We start from the raw sequence: 19,129 nt of genomic DNA, 5'->3' as shown, positions 1-19,129 counted from the left end.
GACGCCTTAAATCAGGGGACATCGAGGTGTTGCACGATACCCAGCTCCGCACAGGTTTTCCGGCGAATATTCTCGGCGGCCTGCGCGTCGTTTTCCCGCAGTGCGATTTCAAATTCGGTGATGATATGGCCGATACGTTGCCGCTCGTCGCTCAATGCTCTGGACCATTTTTCTTCCAACTGGGCTTTAAATGTCCGATTGATCAAGAGGTCTCTGGGGCAAATTTTTAACGCTTCCAGGCGTTCACGACTGGTGTCAATTTGCTCCTGACTGAGCTGTAGAGGGCTACGGTTAATGACTTTTGATACCCGTTGACCAGAATCGGGGAAAATAACGTCTACTTCCAGAAGACCATTGATATCGTAGCTAAAGCGGATATCCAGTGCCTGAATGCCCCCTGTTTTAGTCAGCTCAATAGACAACTCATCAACCAGAATATTATTTTTCACCTTATGGCTTTCGCCCTGGTAGATGCTGACTTCAATATATTTCTGTTCCGGATGTTGGGTGTAATAGGTTTCGACCTTTGATACTGGCACGGTGGTGTTTCGCTCAATAATCGGCGAGAACACCCCGTCAGTGCCGTTTGAACACACCTCAACGCCCAGGGTATAGGGGCAAACATCGGTCAGGATTACCTCGTCAATATCTTCGTGGCGCAGACGACAGGCTGCCTGCGTGGCTGCGCCGAGGGCGACAATCGTGCTGGGATCGAAGTTTTTATACGGCATTTTACCGAACAGGCGCACGGCGATGCGTTGCACTAGCGCGTGCTGGGACGCTCCACCAACCAGCACCAGGCTGTCGATTTGTTCTGGCGTCAGCAGTGAGTCTCTAAGCGCTTGTTCAATAGGGGCGCGCAGGCGGTTGAGCAGCGGTAGCCATAGCGTCTCCAGCTCCTCTTCGTGCCAGCTGATTTCCAGCAAACGTTCCTGATGTTGCCATGTACAACTGAGCGGGAATAGTCCACTGCACTTGGTACTTTCAAGCTCGTTATAGAGTGCAGAGCGTGCGTTACGGCTGATTTCTAGCGGATCGAGTTGCCAGCGTTTGAGTGCATCCTCCAGCAACAATCGAGTAAAGTCTTCCCCGCCAAGATAGTTATCACCCGCAGAAGCACGGACCTCAATCACAGGAAAAGCGTATTCCAGTACGGTGACGTCAAAGGTGCCGCCGCCGAGGTCGAAAATGAGTGAACGCGTATTCTGGCGAGTATGTAGCCCGTAGGCTATAGCTGCGGCGGTCGGTTCGTTTATCAATCTAACTGCGTTCAGGCCCGCCAGTTCAGCCGCCAGGCGCGTATGTTTGCGCTGCTCATCACTAAAGTAAGCGGGGACAGAGATGACGACATCATAGATCGGTTGCTGTAGATACTCTTCTGCGTCCTCTTTTAATGAGCGCAATACCAACGAAGATAATTCTGGTGCGGAAAAGGACTCATCACCGAGCTGCCAGTTCGTATTACTACCCATTGCCCGCTTAAATAATGCTGCTGTTTTATCGGGGTGAGAAGTTCTACGTGAAACTGCCGGTTTTCCCACCAGAATCTGATTGTTATCATCAAGACTAATTACGGATGGTGTTAAGTATTGACCAAATTTATTTGGGATGAGCTGTGCGGCACCATTTTGCCAGACGGCGATTAAACTATTGGTGGTACCGAGATCGATACCAATAGCAAGGTTAGCATTATCCATTGCGTTCATCGATGTAGAAGAAAAGAAGTAGCAGGATAAGGTAGCTGTGTTTGTATATCGTGATCTTAGTCAAATTAAGAGGTTCAGAGTGGGATCTCCTCTACGGAGATAGTCATTTTCGGCACATACGGTTGAATAGGTAAAAATGCTGGCGTGATAAACGCCAGCAGATATAGTTAATGAATCGTATTACTTGGTGTTGACTTCGGTTACTTTGAAGTACTGATTTCCGCCCATATTGTTGGCATATTGATGGGTGGAGTTCAGAATCAGTTTATTAGCTCTTAGCGTACCTTTTCCACAAGTATTCAGATAGAACCAACCGCAGCTATAGCCACCGTTTATGACCCTAGTGGCATCCAGGGTCATGGTTCCAGCAGCTGAGATCACGCTACGGTTGATGATATTACCGCGACCCTGAGTGTTAATATTCAAATCCCCCATAGATTGAATAAGACCTTCATTAAGCAGATCCAGTTTCGTTGTTATATTTAGTGTGTCGCCAATGATATGACCGGTATTATTGGTTACCGTGTTATTTAAGTTTATCGTTGCGTCATTACCGCGAATATTACCTTTGGCGTTATTTAACCAGTAGCTATTGGTAGTTAACGACTCAGAGGCAAGTAGGTGACCTGCATTTATCGCCAGAGTACCTTTTGTCTGAATTGTTACATTTTTTCCTGACATAGTACCTGAGTTGGTGATTTCTCCAGAGGTCATCTCGTTACTTTTCATAGCCTGAACGAGCAGGGTGTCATAACCATAAATATTTCCAGTTACTTTAAGAGAGTTGCCACCGAAGGTCATCATTGTATTTTTTCCTCGAGTGGAACCGCCATTATCAATGTTGCCAAGAGCGGTTACGACCAACTGGTTGTCGGAGAGCAAATTGGAACCGTAAGTTGTTTTCAGGTTACCGGCGGTGGTAACGTTTAGCGTTGTCTCGCTTTTGATCGTTCCAGCATTTTCAATGTTTCCCGATGCGCTGACCAACAACTGTTTAGTACTGGAAATAGCTCCTTCGTTGGTTAACGAACTCAAGCTATTCAACAACGTCATATTTTTTGTGGATATATTCCCCGTATTTTTTAGATTACCAGCAGAGGCAATTTGAGTAATCATACCATTACTGGTGATGGAACCTTCGTTGGTTAGCAAACCGTTGCTGGTCATTGCCAGGCTACTGTTCGCTACGATTGCCCCTTTGTTACGCACGCCGAAACCTAAGTTGTTTCCTATCATACTAATACTGTTCGCCTTGATACCGCCGAGATTGCTGATGTCGACGCTGTATTCAGGGAACAATGTTTGCATTACCGTGGCGGATTTCCCGGCAGAGGTCATTGCGCCAGTACTATTATCAAATGTAAAATTTCCACCACCGACTATGGCGTTTTTTGCATTAATTGTGCCGTTAATCGCTATAGCGTCTGCGAGCAGAACAGCATAACTATTCGTGGCATCCATTCCGTTTTGCCCAATGGTCAACTCACCTCCGGTGACGGTATAACTGCTGATTTCTCCACTGTCGTTTAGATTAACCTTGCCGGTAGTGAGTACCGCTTTATTGGTGTTGATAAAGCTACAGCCTGAACAGCTAATGCCGTTTGGGTTAGCGATGATGACGTCAGCTTTCTGCCCGGCAACCTCAATAAAACCGTTCAATGCGCTGGATTTGTTTGAGATAACTTCATTAAGAATAACGGAGGCGTTACCATCAGTCAGATTGTTGTTCTTTGCAATGTTACCCAGCGAATCGTGATTAAGATCGTTAGCGCTGTTGTTGAGAATGAGGCCCTTGCTGTCAACATTAAAATCACGATACATGTTATGTGAGACACCGGCCGCATTGGGTTTTTCAATATCAATGACTTTAGTGCCAGAAGAGTGGGTATAGGTAGTTGGGTCGGCGTAAACAAAGCTTGAGCTAAGCGCTGCCGCCAGCATGACGTAAGAAAATTTGAATTTAAACATTAAGTTTATACCTTTTAATATTATTGGATGAGGAAATTAACTATCAATGGGTTTAAATAAATAACAGTGCTAATATCTCCATTTTAATGAAAAGCCGAGATTAAACGGATCGGTATGAAAGCTATCGGGTTTGATGAGCGGCGTGCTAATGAAAAAATCATACTGAGTGGATAATAATTCTCCACGGAGCCCGCTTACTGCACCTGATATGACTTTCCCTTTTTTGTATTGTTCCTCGCCGATAATATGGCCAATATCCAGGCCTAAATAAAACTGCTGGCCGGGGAGGGGAGTGTCCCAAATAAAATCGTTGCTCCAGTACCAACCCTGGTTACCAGAAAGGGTATTCTCGCCATCGAAACCACGTACAGTCCAACGGTTACCAATATTGAATTTATTATCGGTAGATAATATGTCAGGACTAAATTGGGCACTGATATGCGGAGCGTAGCTGAATCGATCGCCTGTCAGGTCAAATTTCATAAAGGCCTGGATATCCATATGGACCACGCGTGAAAGTTTGCTATAGAGCCCGGCTTTTTCCTCCGGAGTGGGCGTGGAACTTAGCCAGGGCAAACTACGCTGTACGCCCAGGCTGGCATCGACGATCTTTTTATCAAAGTAACGCTGCTGGCGTAAGGTTAGCTCCCAAACCGGATTTTGCTTGCGCATTACGTTGAGTTCACTACCGCCAAAATAGTAGTGCGATGTGCTCTTTGCTATGCGGGCATCCAGCGTTGTTTTCTGTTGCCGAGTATGTGAAAGCAGGCGCGACAGCGTTGCACTGGCATAACGGTTTTTACTTTTATATTCAGTAACCGAGTAGTTACCCTTAAACTGTTGAAGATATTCACTCTGTGAGCCGTAGAGACTTAATGACCAGTAGCCGAAGGGGATGGAGTAATAAAGGCTGCTATTCTGGTTACCATCATCATGTTGATTGAATTCAACGTCACCGCCGGCTGAGAAGTACAAAATGTCATTCAGGGGGGTTAAATCATAAAGATAAAGTGCACCACCACCCTGATAACGTCCGCTGGCGCGACTTCCGGCGTCATCCAGCCAGGCGCCGACTTGCCATTTCTTTGTCAAATTACGCGCGAGTTGAATATCACTCTCAGCGTTTTTTTGTCCGGGAACAATTTTCATTCGAGCTGATGAACCTGGGGTACGCTGCAGGTTAGCCATTCCTTGTTCTAGAGCGGTCAGCTTTAGTATGTCTCCGCTGGCAGAGGGCATAGAGTTCCATAGGCTGGTTGCTGCTTTATTGTCCGCAGACCATGTGATGTTACCAATGTGACCATAGGTGAGCGTAATTTTTAGGATACCGCTATTCAGAGATTGTGAAGGAACATCAATAAGCGAAGTGATATAACCCTGAGTAATTAATTCGTTTTGTAAGGTTGCAGTGAGTATGCGTATACCTGCAATGCCCAGGCATTGGTGTTCCGCCTGGATAGCAATGCCACCTAATAGACGCTGGGTTAGTTTTTCATCCTCGGAAATGATGTCAACCTTATTGATATATTGGCACGTTGTTTCAGATGGAAAGACTAATTTATGTTTATAGGAACCAGATCGTGATGACTGATATTCTTGTTGCTCAGGTTTTAATGCGCTTTGGCGTGCTTTATCCTGCTCAGTCTGGTTGGTATGGCTGGTGGATACATTCGCGAAGGTGGATGCAGACAGAAATAGATAAATCAAAATAGCGTTGAGTAGTCTTTTTTGGTTTTTTTCCATGAAGCAATGTCCATTTGTTTCATTTGGTAAGTATACCCCGTTTTGTCTATCTCAGACTCGGGAGCTATTTTGTCAGTAAGGCGAATTGGGTGCTCACTCTTTAAAAATTTTATTTTTTATAAAACACCAAAATAAATCACTTAACGACATACTCAGCGTCTTTGTAAAAAGTTGCGCTATGTTAGCTACACGAGGTTATTCAGGCTACGATGCAAAACCTGAATTTTATTTGAATTGGTTATTTCAGTTTGTGAATTATTGCAGATGAGATTTGATATATAGAATGTGGTTATTTTGACTTTAATATTCAATCATATTGAATATGACTGGGGGAGAGGGCGTGTACTTTACGTACACGCCTGAAATTTAATGCAGAATTTTCGCGAGGAAATCTTTAGCTCGTTCGGATTGAGGATTAGCGAAGAAGGCTTCTTTATCAGCATCTTCGACAATTTTCCCTTCATCCATAAAGATCACCCTGTTGGCCACTTTACGGGCAAATCCCATCTCGTGAGTCACCACCATCATGGTCATTCCTTCATTAGCCAGTTCAACCATGACGTCCAGTACTTCGTTAATCATCTCCGGGTCAAGCGCAGAAGTGGGTTCGTCAAACAGCATTGCAATAGGGTCCATACATAGCGCCCGGGCGATCGCCACACGCTGCTGCTGGCCGCCGGAAAGCTGGGCTGGAAATTTATCTGCATGAGCTGAGAGACCTACACGCTCCAGTAATTTTAACCCTTTGGCGCGGGAAGCGGCTTTATCGCGATTAAGCACCTTGACCTGAGCCAGCGTCAGATTTTCGATAATTGACAGATGTGGGAACAGTTCAAAGTGCTGGAACACCATCCCAACGCGCGAGCGAAGTTTGGCCAGATTGGTTTTTTTATCATTAACTCTGGTTCCGTCAACGATGATTTCACCTTGTTGAATGGGTTCCAGACCGTTAACGGTTTTAATCAGCGTTGATTTGCCCGAACCCGATGGCCCGCAAACGACCACAACTTCGCCTTTTTTCACTTCCGTGGAGCAATCGGTCAGCACCTGAAAGTGACCATACCATTTTGAAACGTTTTTCAGGGTAATCATTACACAGTCCTTTTCTTCAACCAGCTGACCAACAGCGATGCGCTGAGACTAATAACAAAATATACGGCCCCTGCGAACAGGACCATTTCAACCTGGGTTCCGTCGCGCTCGCCGATAGTAGAGGCGGTGCGGAAGAAGTCTGCCAGACTCAGGACATAGACCAGTGAGGTATCCTGAAACAGGACGATACCTTGGGTAAGCAGCAGTGGCACCATGGCGCGAAATGCTTGCGGCAAAATAATCAGTTTCATGGATTGCCAGTGAGTCATCCCCAGTGCCAGCGCAGCGCTGGACTGGCCGCGTGAGATACTCTGAATACCGGCACGAATAATTTCCGAATAGTACGCCGCTTCAAACATGGAGAACGCAATCATCGCTGAAATCAGGCGAATGTCGGTTTTCGGCGACAGGCCCAGCACGTTTTGCAGGAACCCGGGAACAATCAGATAGAACCACAACAGGACCATTACCAGCGGGATAGAGCGAAAAACGTTAACATAGGTTTTAGCAAACCATGCTAGCGGGAGGAAGCTCGACAGGCGCATAACGGCCAGAATTGTTCCCCAGACAATCCCGATAACAATCGCGATAACGGTGATTTTTAGCGTGATAACCAGGCCAGCCAACAGGTATGGCATGGAGGGAACAATGGAACTCCAGTCAAAATCGTACATTATTTGCCCCCCAAATTGCCTGGCAGGCGAACTTTACGTTCCACCACATACATTACCAGCATAATAATTGCGTTGATGAAAACGTAGGCGAGGGTGATCGCGGTAAATGATTCCCAGGCATGAGCAGAGTAATCCAGCAGCTTACCCGCTTGCGCGGCCATATCGGCGAGTCCGATGGTGGAGGCAATGGCCGAGTTCTTCACCAGGTTCATCATTTCAGAAGTCATTGGTGGCACGATAACGCGGTAGGCGTTAGGCAGCAGAACATAGCGGTAGGTTTGCGGCAGCGTCAGCCCCATCGCCAGCCCGGCGTTTTTCTGTCCACGCGGCAGCGACTGAATGCCGGAGCGGACCTGTTCACAGACGCGAGCGGCGGTGAATAATCCTAGACACAACATGGAAGAGACAAAGAACTGAATATTCGGATCCAGCTCGGACTTAAACCACATGCCAAGGTCTTCCGGCAGTAGTTCGGGTACCACCAGATACCAGGTGAAGAATTGCACAATAAGCGGGACGTTACGGAAGAGTTCAACGTAACAGGTACCGATACTTGATAACAGGCGATTGGGAACGGTGCGTAAAATACCGAATAGTGAACCGACGAAGAAGGCGATAATCCAGGCCGTTACCGACAGTGCGACGGTGACCTGAAAACCGCTCCAAAGCCAGCCTAAATAGGTGGTGTTGCCGAACGGGGCCTGTTGCAGGAATATGCCCCAGTTCCAGTCTATTGACATAAATGACTCCTGGAAAAAAAAGGGTAGCAGCGCTACCCTCGAAGATTGTTGCTCAGCTTGTTGCGGTATTCACGGCGGCTGGGGAACGACCAGCCACCGTATAGTCTGTCCGTGCTGTAGTAACAATCGGGAGGGCAGGATTTCCCGCCCCTTGTTTTTTTAATTAGTTAAGAGCTTTGTCGTTTGGTGATTTGAATAGCGCTTTCATCTCTTCAGAGAGTTCGAAATTCATATTCAGGTTCTTCGGCGGAATTGGGTTTTTGAACCATTTGTCGAACCATTTTGCCGCTTCGCCAGAGGTCTGGGCCTGTGCGACGGTTTCGTCTACCAGCGTTTTGAACTGCGGATCGTCTTTACGTAGCATACAGCCGTAGGCTTCCTGAGACTGAGCGGTGCCTACAATCTCCCAGTTATCCGGTTTCTTCGCTTTTGCTCGCTCACCGGCCAGCAGCGCGTCATCCATCATAAAGGCCACTGCTCGACCACTTTCCAGGGTGCGGAAAGAGTCGCCATGGTCTTTCGCACTGATGATGCGCATATTCATTTTTTTCTCATCGTTCAACTTATGCAGCAGAATTTCTGAGGTCGTTCCCGACGTCACAACAACGGCTTTATCCTTCAGGTCCGCGAAGTCTTTAATCGCACCGCCTTTTTTCACCAGCAGGCGCGTACCGACAACAAAGATCGTGTCGGAGAAGGCCGCTTGTTTTTGCCGTTCGAGGTTGTTAGTCGTGGAGCCGCATTCAAAATCAAAAGTGCCGTTTTGCAGCAGCGGGATACGGTTTTGCGAGGTGACCGGAATCAGTTTTACCTGCAGGTCAGGTTTGTTCAGTTTCTTCTTGATAGCATCAACAATGGCATTGGAGTAGTCCTGAGAATAGCCGACGACTTGCTGCTTGTTGTCATAGTAAGAAAACGGAACGGAGGATTCACGGTGGCCAACGACGATCACGCCGTTTTTGGCAATTTTATCCAGAGTGCCCTGCCCGGTGGCAGGTGCAGCATCTTCTGCATGCGCCGCGCTGGCGGTCAGACCTATGGCCAGCATTGCTGCGGCGAGTTTACGTAATTGCATATCCGACTCCTTATCCTCAGCGTCATTGACGCTATTGATGCCCATTGTGAATGTGTGTGCTTTTTATTGCTGCCATCTTTGTGTGCAGTATTTGTATATGCTTGTTAGCATTTAGTTTGGCTTAATGTAAATATTTTGCTCTTATATTGTTGATTTTTGCGAAGCATACCGCACCAATAAGAGGCGTAAATCCTTCTTTGCACCGTTTTCGTGCCACGCTTGCTCTGCGTTGGTGCGAACGTGTTGCCAGTAGACGAAAGTGATTCATCTCTAAGATTTATTTTGCAATTGACGTGCCAGAATCAGTTGAAGAGTGCGAAAGTGAGTAAAATATCATCATGTTCAGATAGGTCTTTGTTAATAACTAAGTTAAAATAGCCCCGCTTATATTTTTCATGGAAGAAAATCGCAATGCCTTCACAACATATCAAATCGACAATTTTATCTGTCGTTAAAATCCCTTATGTCACATTTATCCTTATTGCGCTGAACGTGGTCTGGTTTGGCTATTTTTCTCGGGCATCTGTGGGTGGTGATGTGGGTAACACAACACTAATTCACTTAGGCGCAAATGTTGCGGCGCTGACATTAACTGGTGAAGCCTGGCGCCTGGTCTCCAGCCTTTTTCTCCATGGCTCTTTTTCTCATCTGTTCTTGAATATGCTCGCTCTGGCGGTCATCGGCGCTTGCGCAGAAAGATTACTGGGCTGGTGGCGCCTGGTAGCGGTGTATTTATTATCTGGTACTTTTGGCTCGCTGGTGAGCGCCAGCTATGCGCTCAGTGAGCGCGGGGCGGGTAGTGAGACTGTTTTCCATTTTCTTTATTTACCGCCGCAAGCGGTTATCAGCATCGGTGCGTCCGGCGCCATTATGGGGCTGGCCGGTGCATCAATAGTCTCGCTGGTTTTTGCGGAACCAGGCACGCGCAGTGAAAACGATCGCCGGACGCTATATTCCCTGCTGGGCATGGTCGTGCTAACACTTTTGTACGGTACTCAGCAGGAGGTTGATAATGCCAGCCACGTCGGCGGCCTGTGCGCCGGAGCAGTGATTGGTTTTGCGATAGTCCTGATTCAGATGGGGTCGCGTAACAAGCTACTTCTGAATACATTGCTCTTCTGTACCGCCTGCGTTTTGTTACTCGGGGGAACCTGGCTTGCGCAGCAGCAGATTGATGAATCGGACCTGGAGGTCAGAGCGAGCCTGCGCAATGAATTTTATCCTCTCAGCGTTGAGAAAGAGCGGCAGCAAAAGAGGCAGGTTCTGGCCGATGAACGCGAAAAGTATATGGTCAGGCTGCCAGAGCCGGTAAGCAATGAAGAGGCCCGTGGCACGACACTGGCTGAGATACCCGGCATCAATGACATCGCGCTGAGTAAGGATGGAAAGACGCTATACGCAGCGGTTGAGGATAAAAACACCATCACGGTATACAGTCTCGAGCAACGTAAGGTTCTGAGAACGTTTACCGGTACGGTAAGGGCTGCAAATTACAAAGGGCGCTGTAGCGATTGTGGCGATCGGGGGGTCAGAGCGCTGAAGCTTAGTCTGGATGAAACGCTGCTTTATGCGACCGGGTTTGAATCGGATTCACTGTCGGTGATCCGGGTTGCGACGGGGGAAGTCATTCAGACTATCGCAACGGGGCGTAGCCCGGACGCGATGGCGATCTCTCGCGACGGCAAACGCGTCTGGGTGATGAATCGCACCAGCAACAGCATTTCGGCCATTGACCTGACGTCATATCAGTTGCTTGGCGATATTCCCGTGGAAGATTATGGTGGGTCAGGTCACGGCAGAGGTCATAATATAAGGCCAATTCTCTCGCCGGATGAAAAAACACTATTGGTCCTCGGTATGGTGAGTCGCAATATTGAGCGCATTGACACCGATACCCGGCAGAAGGTGGACTACCCAGCAGGGGATGCTCACGGGACAACGACCGTTGTCGGTTTTCGCCCGGAAAACGGCGATGTTATTTTTGCCGATAGCTTGGGGATTTCACGTATTGACCGGGCATCGCAGCAGCCGAAACGACTGGCTCAATGGTGCAGCCGAAGTATCTATTCTGCTGAAGCGATAAGCCCGGATGGTCGATATATCGCGCTATCGACCTATGGGTTGGAAGGATATATCGTTCTGCTCAGCGTGGATGCGAGCCAGGTTGTGGGGGTTTACCCTGTCAGCCGCGCAAGGCAAGTTCGGTTTTCAGTCGATGGTAAGCAGATATATGTGTTGGGGGCAAAAGCGCTGACGGTGTTGGATAGAGACAAGTCGCTTGCTCCGAGGGATCTCGTTCGACATCCTCACTTTGGCAATGTCGCCTGTCTTCCTGACGTTGAATAATGGAACATGGGGGGACTTCCCCCCATTTAGGTTACTGCCTACGGACTCGCAGGCTTATCAACAGCGCACCGAAGCCAAATAACGCAGTCAGCGCCCATAGCGGCCAGTTACCTGTGCGAGCGTACGGAGTCAGGCCCGTTGTTGGCGTGACTTTAGTGGTCAGAACGGCACGGGTGAACTGCGGGATCATCTCCTGAATTTCACCGCGTGGACCGATGACGGCGGTAATACCATTATTTGTGCTACGCAGCAGCGGACGGGCCAGCTCCAGCGCACGCATCCGCGCCATCTGGAAGTGCTGCCACGGACCGATTGATTTGCCGAACCACGCATCGTTAGAGATGGTCAGCAGGAAGTCAGTATCCGGGCGGAAGTTATCGCGCACCTGTTCGCCAAGAATAATTTCATAGCAAATGGCCGCCGTCAGACGCATGTTATGCGCGATAAGCTGTGGCTGCACGTAAGGACCACGGCTGAAAGAGGACATCGGCAGATCGAAGAACGGAGCCAGCGGGCGCAGGATCGATTCCAGCGGCACAAACTCGCCAAACGGTACCAGGTGGTTCTTGTTGTAGCGATTCTTCGAGTCGTAGCTGTAAGGATTGTCTTTGCCCAGGGTAATAATGGTGTTGTAGGTATCGTAGCGATTTTGCGCGTTCAGACGCGCATCGACGATGCCGGTGATCAGTGAGCTGTTTTTTGACCGTAGTAGATCGTCCAACGTGCTGAGGAACCGCTGCTGGTTAATTTCCAGATCCGGAATTGCCGACTCCGGCCAGATGATGAGCTGAGATTTGCCCATTTGCGGCTGGGTGAGATCCAGATAAGTTTCCAGCGTTCTGGCCAGGTGGCCCTCATTCCACTTTATCTCCTGAGGAATATCCCCTTGTACCAGCGAGACCTGAGTGGCTCGCTCCGGTAGCAACTGGTACCACTGAATGTAACGCAGCGGGAAGGGCAGGGCGAACAGCACTACGGCGGCGATCAGCGGTTTCCAGCTACGATGCAGAAGCGCCAGCACTAGCAGGCCGCTGACAACCATCAGCAGGAAGTTTATCGCCTCAACGCCCATAACAGGGGCCAACCCTTTCAGCGGCCCGTCAATCTGGCTGTAGCCAAATTGCAGCCATGGGAAACCGGTTAATACCCAACCGCGCAGGAATTCGGTAATTTGCCACACTACCGGTGCAGCGACAGCCACGCGTATCCAACTGGTTTTCGGCCACAGGCGCGAAAGAATACCGGCGAATAACCCGGTATAAAGGGACAGATAAGCCGCCAGCAGAACAACCAGCAAAACGTTGACCGACCCCGGCATCCCGCCGAACTGGGCGATGCTGACGTAGACCCAGTTAATCCCGGAACCAAACAGGCCTAGCCCCCAGAAATAACCAATAGCGGCGCTTTGCACCGGTCGACGATTAAGGGTTAAACCTTGCAAACCGATTAGCGAAATAATCGCCGCTGGCCAGAAATCATAAGGTGAAAAAGCCAGCGTTCCGCTGGCTCCGAATAACAACGCCAGCAGCAGGCGTACGCGCTGGCGTTCAATAAGAGAGGCAAATACCATTTAGGTTAATCGTCCCGTTGGATTAGTCTTCCAGCTTCGGCTGAGGCGCGTCATCAGGAAGTTTTACATGTACCTGAATAATACGTCTGCTGTCAGCCATTGCGACCTTGAATTGGTAACCATCAATTTCGATAGACTCGCCGCGGGCTGGCAGATGACCAAATGCCTGCATCACCAGTCCGCCGATGGTGTCGACCTCTTCGTCGCTGAAGTGGGTTCCGTAGGCTTCGTTGAAGTCTTCGATTGAGGCGAGCGCGCGTACCGTCCACGTGTGGCGGCTCAGTTGACGAAAATCGATATCTTCTTCTTCATCGTATTCGTCTTCGATCTCGCCGACGATCAGTTCAAGGATGTCTTCAATGGTCACCAGACCCGAGACGCCACCAAACTCATCAATAACGATAGCCATATGATAACGCTGGGAGCGGAACTCTTTCAGCATGCGGTCAACCCGCTTGCTTTCAGGCACGACAACCGCCGGGCGCAACACTTTTTCCATGCTGAAGGCTTCCGAGTCGCTGCGCATAAACGGCAGCAGATCTTTGGCCATCAGAATCCCTTCAATGTGATCTTTATCTTCGCTGATCACCGGGAAACGCGAGTGGGCTGATTCGATGATGACATCGAGGCACTCGTCCAGCGTCTGGTTGCGTTTCAGGGTAATCATCTGCGAGCGAGGGATCATGATGTCGCGGACGCGTTGGTCGGCGATATCCATTACCCCTTCGAGCATATCGCGCGTGTCTTCGTCGATAAGATCGTTTTGCCCGGAATCACGGATCAGCGCCAGTAGTTCGTCACGATTTTTGGGTTCACCGTGAAAGAGCTGGCTGAGTAACAGGGAGAAGAATCCCTTTTTGCTGTTTACTGTGTCGCTACTGTGTGAATTGTCGTCGCTCATGGCGTCGTATGGGTTCTCATGTTGGTTAAATAGTCGCTCGTCACGCGTATACTCAGCGTCCGGCATAGCGGCCAGTCGCCGGCAAAGCCGGCGGCAGGTTATTCCTTCTCGGCAATGTACGGATCCTCATAGCCCAGAGCAAGCATTATCTCTGTTTCGAGGGATTCCATCTCTTCCGCTTCTTCGTCAACGATATGGTCGTAGCCTAAAAGATGCAGACTACCGTGGACAACCATATGCGCCCAGTGCGCTTCCAGCGGTTTGTTTTGCTCTTTCGCTTCCTGCTCGACGACCTGACGGCAGATGACCAGATCGCCAAGCAGTGGTAATTCGATGCCCGGCGGGGCTTCGAACGGGAAAGACAGCACGTTAGTCGGCTTGTCCTTCCCGCGATAGGTCATGTTCAGCTCATGACTTTCCGCTTCATCGACCAGACGGATCGTGACTTCCGACTCTTCCTGGAACTGCGGGATAACGGTATCGACCCAGCGTTGAAACTGCGCCTCATCCGGCATACCGCTGTTATCTGCGCAAGCCAGCTGTAAATCGAGAATAACCTGACTCATTTGTGTTCCTGCTCCTGGGCTTCGCGTTTGCGCTCGGCGGCCTGTTCTGCTTTACGTTTTTGGTCCGCTTCTTCCCACGCTTCATAGGCATTAACGATGCGGGCGACAACCGGATGGCGCACCACGTCCTCGCTATGGAAGAAGTTGAAGCTAATCTCATCGACTTCGGCCAGCACTTCAATCGCGTGGCGCAGGCCGGATTTGGTGCTACGCGGCAGGTCAATCTGCGTCACGTCGCCGGTAATAACCGCTTTGGAGTTAAAACCAATACGGGTCAGGAACATCTTCATCTGTTCGATGGTGGTGTTCTGGCTCTCATCAAGGATGATAAAAGCATCGTTCAGCGTACGACCGCGCATATAGGCCAGCGGCGCGACTTCAATCACGTTGCGCTCAATCAGCTTCTCGACTTTCTCAAAACCGAGCATCTCGAACAGCGCGTCGTACAGCGGGCGCAGATACGGGTCGACTTTTTGACTCAAGTCGCCAGGCAGGAAGCCCAGCTTTTCACCAGCTTCAACGGCCGGACGGGTCAGCAGAATACGACGAACATCCTGACGCTCCAGCGCGTCGACCGCAGCAGCAACTGCAAGGTAGGTTTTCCCGGTCCCGGCAGGACCAACGCCGAAGGTAATATCGTGGTCAAGAATATTGGCAATATACTGCGCCTGATTCGGCGTGCGCGGTTTGATCACGCCACGCTTAGTTTTGATATTGATGGCCTTGCCGAAGTCCGGCACGCTTTCGGCGCTTTGCTCCAGCACGCGGGCTTCTTTGATCGCCAGGTGAATTTGTTCTGGTTCAATATCCTGAAGTTCGCCGCGCATCGGTGCAGTATCGACATACAGGCTGCGCAGGATATCCGCCGCAGCGGTGACGCAAATCGGGCGACCGGTTATTTTAAAGTGGTTGTCACGACGATTAATCTCGATGCCGAGACGGCGTTCCAGCTGTTTAATGTTGTCATCAAATGGGCCGCAAAGGCTCAGCAGACGGGCATTATCAGCGGGCTCAAGGGTGATTTCGCGAGTGTCTGTGTTCAAACTGTTCCTCTTATGCATAGGTAGCCGGAAGGTAAACGTTCGCCGGCCTGTCAGGAAATTATTCACGTCATCGGAATATGGCGCAAGCATCGCTGTAGATATTGGGTTCAGGAGAGGAAATACAAGGCCTGCCGGAGTCGGCAGGCCTGAACAGATTATGGCTGGTAGATACCGACGCCAAGATCGTTTTCTTTACGGGTACGAGCAATCACCGATTCCGGCGTTTCTGCGATGCGCAGGCCCATTTCGTCTTCGGTACGTACCACTTTACCGCGCAGGGAGTTTGTCCAGACGTCGGTGATTTCGACATCGACAAACTTGCCAATCATCTCAGGTGAACCTTCGAAGTTGACCACGCGGTTATTCTCGGTACGACCGGAAAGCTCCATAACGCTTTTACGTGAAGTGCCCTCCACCAGAATACGCTGCACGGTGCCGAGCATACGACGGCTCCATGCCGTTGCCTGCTGGTTGATTCGCTCCTGCAGAATATACAGGCGCTGCTTCTTATCTTCTTCCGGTACGTCATCGACCATATCGGCTGCCGGGGTGCCCGGGCGCGCGGAGAAGATAAAGCTGTAGCTCATATCGAAATTCACATCCGCAATCAGCTTCATGGTCTGCTCGAAATCCTGGGTGGTTTCACCAGGGAAGCCGACGATGAAGTCGGAGCTAATCTGAATATCAGGACGTGCCGCGCGCAGTTTGCGGATAATCGCTTTGTATTCCAGAGCCGTATGGGTGCGCCCCATAAGATTCAGCACACGGTCAGAACCGCTCTGCACCGGCAGATGCAGGAAGCTCACCAGCTCCGGCGTGTCGCGATAAACCTCAATAATGTCATCGGTGAATTCGATCGGATGGCTGGTGGTAAAACGAATCCGGTCAATACCGTCGATCGCCGCAACCAGGCGCAGAAGATCGGCAAAGCTGCCAGGGGTGCCATCGTAGTTTTCACCGCGCCAGGCGTTCACGTTCTGCCCGAGCAGGTTAACTTCACGCACGCCCTGAGCCGCGAGCTGCGCGATTTCAAACAGAATATCGTCGCTCGGGCGGCTGACTTCTTCACCGCGAGTGTAAGGCACCACGCAATAGGTGCAATATTTGTTGCAGCCTTCCATGATCGAAACAAATGCGCTTGGCCCGTCGGCACGGGGTTCCGGTAGACGATCGAATTTTTCGATTTCCGGGAAGCTGATATCGACAACCGGGCTGCGATTACCGCGTACGGAGTTGATCATTTCCGGCAGGCGGTGCAGGGTCTGCGGCCCGAAAATAATATCGACATAGTGAGCGCGCTGGCGAATATGATCGCCTTCCTGAGAAGCCACACAGCCGCCAACGCCAATGATCAGGTTGGGGTTTTTCTCTTTCAGCAGTTTCCAGCGACCGAGTTGATGGAAAACTTTTTCCTGGGCCTTCTCACGGATTGAGCAGGTATTGAGCAGCAGCACATCCGCTTCTTCTGCCACTTCGGTGAGTTGAAACCCGTGCGTGGCATCCAGCAGATCGGCCATCTTTGATGAATCGTATTCGTTCATCTGACAGCCCCAGGTTTTAATATGGAGTTTTTTTGTCATCGACTTGCTCATGCTTAATTAGGTATACCCAAAGTCAGCGTCTTCACCGGATGTTGCTCTGCAATGTGAAGGGTGACGGATATAAAGCCAGGATTGCAGGGCGCGTATTGTAATGCTTTGACCGCGCCCTGACCAGTACGACCGTAATCACCACAAGGTGAATAAAAATCCGGTAAACTCAAGGGATTCGAGTTTAAGGATAATAGCCATGACAATTCATGCAACAGATGTCGTTATCGTCGGCGGCGGAATGGTTGGCGGCGCCCTGGCATTGGGGCTAGCACAGCGCGGCTTTACGGTGACGGTGATTGAAAAAAATGCGCCGCCAACTTTTGATGCGACCTCGGTTCCAGATGTGCGTATTTCGGCAATCAGCGCTTCATCCGTAGGGCTACTGAAAAGTCTGGGTGTCTGGGATTCAGTTCGGGCGATGCGCGTCCATGCTTATCGTCAACTGGAGACCTGGGAGTGGGAAAGTGCCCATGTTGCCTTTAATGCGGCAGAACTGGAGCTGCCTGAGCTGGGCTACATGGTGGAAAATAACGTCCTCCAGCTTGCTTTATGGCAGGCGCTGGAAGCCCATGCGCAAGTCTCTCTTCATGTGGGAGCGTCATTGAAGGAAATGTGCCACGCAGAAGCACATGCTTCACTAACGTTGACTGATGATAATCAGTACGATGCGCTTCTGGTGATTGGGGCGGATGGCGCTAACTCGCAGGTACGGCAACTGGCGGGAATCGGCGTCCAGGCGTGGCAGTATCAGCAATCCTGCATGTTGATAAGCGTGCAGTGCGTGGACGATCCCGGTGATAGTACCTGGCAGCAGTTCACTCCAACGGGACCGCGCGCATTTTTACCGCTGTTCGACCATTGGGCTTCACTCGTGTGGTACGACACGCCCGCGCGGATCCGCCAACTGCAGGGAATGAATATGGCTCAGCTGCAGCAAGAAATTGCCCGCCATTTCCCGTCCCGTCTGGGTGAGGTTACACCGCTAAGCGCGGGTGCATTCCCGCTGACCCGTCGCCATGCGCTGCAATACGTTAAGCCGGGATTGGCGTTGGTGGGCGACGCCGCGCACACTATTCATCCGCTAGCCGGGCAGGGGGTGAACTTAGGTTATCGTGATGTCGATGCGCTGCTGGATATTCTTTCCCGGGCGCGCGAGCGCGGTGAAGAGTGGGCCAGTCTGCCTGTACTCAAGCGCTACCAGGCCCGGCGCAGAGCAGATAACCTGACTATGCAAACGGGGATGGATCTGTTTTATGCCGGGTTCAGCAACGATCTGGCACCAGTCCGTATGCTGCGAAATATCGGCCTGATGGCTGCCGGGCGAGCTGGTGTCCTGAAGCGACAGGCACTGAAGTACGCGTTGGGGTTATAAACAAGACGTTCCCGGCTTGTGCTGAGCCGGGCGACGAAATGATGTGTGTGATGTAAACGCCAGAAAGCAAAAAGCCCGCCGAAGCGAGCTTTTTGCTATTAAGTGGCTGGGGTACGAGGATTCGAACCTCGGAATGCTGGTATCAGAAACCAGAGCCTTACCGCTTGGCGATACCCCAACGGGTGCGCCCACTATGTGAGCGACTTTTTAAATTGGCTGGGGTACGAGGATTCGAACCTCGGAATGCTGGTATCAGAAACCAGAGCCTTACCGCTTGGCGATACCCCAACAATTTTTTTGGATTTATCGAACTAAATCAATAAGTCCTTGTATGGTGGCTACGACGGGATTCGAACCTGTGACCCCATCATTATGAGTGATGTGCTCTAACCAGCTGAGCTACGTAGCCAAAATCTTATCATATTCTTCGATGGCTGGGGTACCTGGATTCGAACCAGGGAATGCCGGTATCAAAAACCGGTGCCTTACCGCTTGGCGATACCCCAATACCGTCGCGGTGAACCGCAAACATCGAAGAAATATGGCTGGGGTACCTGGATTCGAACCAGGGAATGCCGGTATCAAAAACCGGTGCCTTACCGCTTGGCGATACCCCAACAAAAAACTTTTACTTGCAACGCGAAAGAGTAAATGGTGCGGGAGGCGAGACTTGAACTCGCACACCTTGCGGCGCCAGAACCTAAATCTGGTGCGTCTACCAATTTCGCCACTCCCGCAAAA

14 protein-coding genes and 6 tRNA genes are annotated in these 19,129 nt (G+C 50.4%); 2 read left to right on the top strand and 18 right to left on the bottom strand.

Annotated features, from left to right (window positions below):
* Positions 1–11: 11 nt before the first annotated feature.
* The 7 genes from HV213_RS20185 to HV213_RS20155 all read right to left on the bottom strand — a co-directional run bounded on the left by HV213_RS20185 (position 12) and on the right by HV213_RS20155 (position 8,998).
* Positions 12–1,697: a molecular chaperone HscC gene (locus HV213_RS20185; protein ID WP_181483050.1), complete on the bottom strand. Its 1,686-nt coding sequence runs from the start codon at positions 1,695–1,697 to the stop codon at positions 12–14.
* 189 nt (positions 1,698–1,886) lie between these two features.
* Positions 1,887–3,674, bottom strand: a complete 1,788-nt coding sequence (locus HV213_RS20180; protein WP_181483049.1) for a filamentous hemagglutinin N-terminal domain-containing protein — start codon at positions 3,672–3,674, stop codon at positions 1,887–1,889.
* Between the two features lie 69 nt (positions 3,675–3,743).
* The gene (locus tag HV213_RS20175; protein ID WP_181483048.1) at positions 3,744–5,417 is read right to left on the bottom strand and encodes a ShlB/FhaC/HecB family hemolysin secretion/activation protein; all 1,674 of its coding nucleotides are present in this window, start codon (positions 5,415–5,417) and stop codon (positions 3,744–3,746) included.
* A gap of 366 nt (positions 5,418–5,783) precedes the next feature.
* A complete protein-coding gene (locus HV213_RS20170; protein ID WP_181483047.1) occupies positions 5,784–6,509 on the bottom strand; it encodes an amino acid ABC transporter ATP-binding protein in 726 nt (241 codons plus the stop codon).
* Positions 6,509–7,183: a glutamate/aspartate ABC transporter permease GltK gene (gene gltK / locus HV213_RS20165; RefSeq protein WP_181483046.1), complete on the bottom strand. Its 675-nt coding sequence runs from the start codon at positions 7,181–7,183 to the stop codon at positions 6,509–6,511. The genes HV213_RS20170 and gltK overlap by 1 nt, the downstream gene beginning before the upstream one ends.
* Positions 7,183–7,923: an amino acid ABC transporter permease gene (locus tag HV213_RS20160; RefSeq protein WP_181483045.1), complete on the bottom strand. Its 741-nt coding sequence runs from the start codon at positions 7,921–7,923 to the stop codon at positions 7,183–7,185. Before HV213_RS20160 ends, gltK begins: the two co-directional genes overlap by 1 nt.
* Positions 7,924–8,086: 163 nt before the next feature.
* On the bottom strand, positions 8,087–8,998 hold the full coding sequence (locus HV213_RS20155; RefSeq protein ID WP_181483044.1) for an amino acid ABC transporter substrate-binding protein: 912 nt from the start codon (positions 8,996–8,998) through the stop codon (positions 8,087–8,089).
* Between the two features lie 411 nt (positions 8,999–9,409).
* On the opposite strand from HV213_RS20155, the gene HV213_RS20150 reads away from it, so the two are divergent.
* Positions 9,410–11,344 carry a rhomboid family intramembrane serine protease gene (locus HV213_RS20150; protein WP_181483043.1) on the top strand — a complete coding sequence of 645 codons (1,935 nt, stop codon included), beginning with the start codon at positions 9,410–9,412 and terminating at the stop codon, positions 11,342–11,344.
* 31 nt (positions 11,345–11,375) lie between these two features.
* Here HV213_RS20150 and lnt read toward each other — a convergent pair whose 3' ends face one another.
* The 5 genes from lnt to miaB all read right to left on the bottom strand — a co-directional run bounded on the left by lnt (position 11,376) and on the right by miaB (position 17,004).
* Complete coding sequence (lnt, locus tag HV213_RS20145; RefSeq protein ID WP_181483042.1) at positions 11,376–12,914, bottom strand: apolipoprotein N-acyltransferase; 1,539 nt, start codon at positions 12,912–12,914, stop codon at positions 11,376–11,378.
* Positions 12,915–12,936: 22 nt separating this feature from the next.
* Positions 12,937–13,815, bottom strand: a complete 879-nt coding sequence (gene corC / locus HV213_RS20140) for a CNNM family magnesium/cobalt transport protein CorC (RefSeq protein WP_110273348.1) — start codon at positions 13,813–13,815, stop codon at positions 12,937–12,939.
* 98 nt (positions 13,816–13,913) lie between these two features.
* Positions 13,914–14,381, bottom strand: a complete 468-nt coding sequence (gene ybeY, locus HV213_RS20135; RefSeq protein ID WP_181483041.1) for an rRNA maturation RNase YbeY — start codon at positions 14,379–14,381, stop codon at positions 13,914–13,916.
* Positions 14,378–15,424 (bottom strand): PhoH family protein, encoded by a 1,047-nt coding sequence (locus HV213_RS20130; RefSeq protein ID WP_181421762.1) that lies wholly within the window; start codon positions 15,422–15,424, stop codon positions 14,378–14,380. The genes ybeY and HV213_RS20130 overlap by 4 nt, the downstream gene beginning before the upstream one ends.
* 155 nt (positions 15,425–15,579) lie before the next feature.
* A complete protein-coding gene (gene miaB, locus HV213_RS20125; RefSeq protein WP_181483040.1) occupies positions 15,580–17,004 on the bottom strand; it encodes a tRNA (N6-isopentenyl adenosine(37)-C2)-methylthiotransferase MiaB in 1,425 nt (474 codons plus the stop codon).
* Between the two features lie 208 nt (positions 17,005–17,212).
* Here miaB and ubiF point away from each other — a divergent pair, with 208 nt between their 5' ends.
* The gene (ubiF, locus tag HV213_RS20120; RefSeq protein WP_181483039.1) at positions 17,213–18,388 is read left to right on the top strand and encodes a 3-demethoxyubiquinol 3-hydroxylase; all 1,176 of its coding nucleotides are present in this window, start codon (positions 17,213–17,215) and stop codon (positions 18,386–18,388) included.
* A 103-nt stretch (positions 18,389–18,491) separates the two neighbouring features.
* Here ubiF and HV213_RS20115 read toward each other — a convergent pair.
* The 6 genes from HV213_RS20115 to HV213_RS20090 all read right to left on the bottom strand — a co-directional run bounded on the left by HV213_RS20115 (position 18,492) and on the right by HV213_RS20090 (position 19,125).
* Positions 18,492–18,566, bottom strand: a tRNA-Gln gene (locus tag HV213_RS20115).
* 35 nt (positions 18,567–18,601) lie between these two features.
* A tRNA-Gln gene (locus HV213_RS20110) sits at positions 18,602–18,676 on the bottom strand.
* A 44-nt stretch (positions 18,677–18,720) separates the two neighbouring features.
* Positions 18,721–18,797, bottom strand: a tRNA-Met gene (locus HV213_RS20105).
* 22 nt (positions 18,798–18,819) lie between these two features.
* Positions 18,820–18,894, bottom strand: a tRNA-Gln gene (locus tag HV213_RS20100).
* Positions 18,895–18,930: 36 nt separating this feature from the next.
* A tRNA-Gln gene (locus HV213_RS20095) sits at positions 18,931–19,005 on the bottom strand.
* Between the two features lie 35 nt (positions 19,006–19,040).
* A tRNA-Leu gene (locus HV213_RS20090) sits at positions 19,041–19,125 on the bottom strand.
* Between the last annotated feature and the right edge of the window lie 4 nt (positions 19,126–19,129).

Source organism: Klebsiella sp. RHBSTW-00484, assembly GCF_013705725.1.
In the GTDB taxonomy this organism is placed as follows: Bacteria; Pseudomonadota; Gammaproteobacteria; order Enterobacterales; family Enterobacteriaceae; genus Klebsiella.
This window is presented reverse-complemented; position numbering and strand designations above follow the sequence as displayed.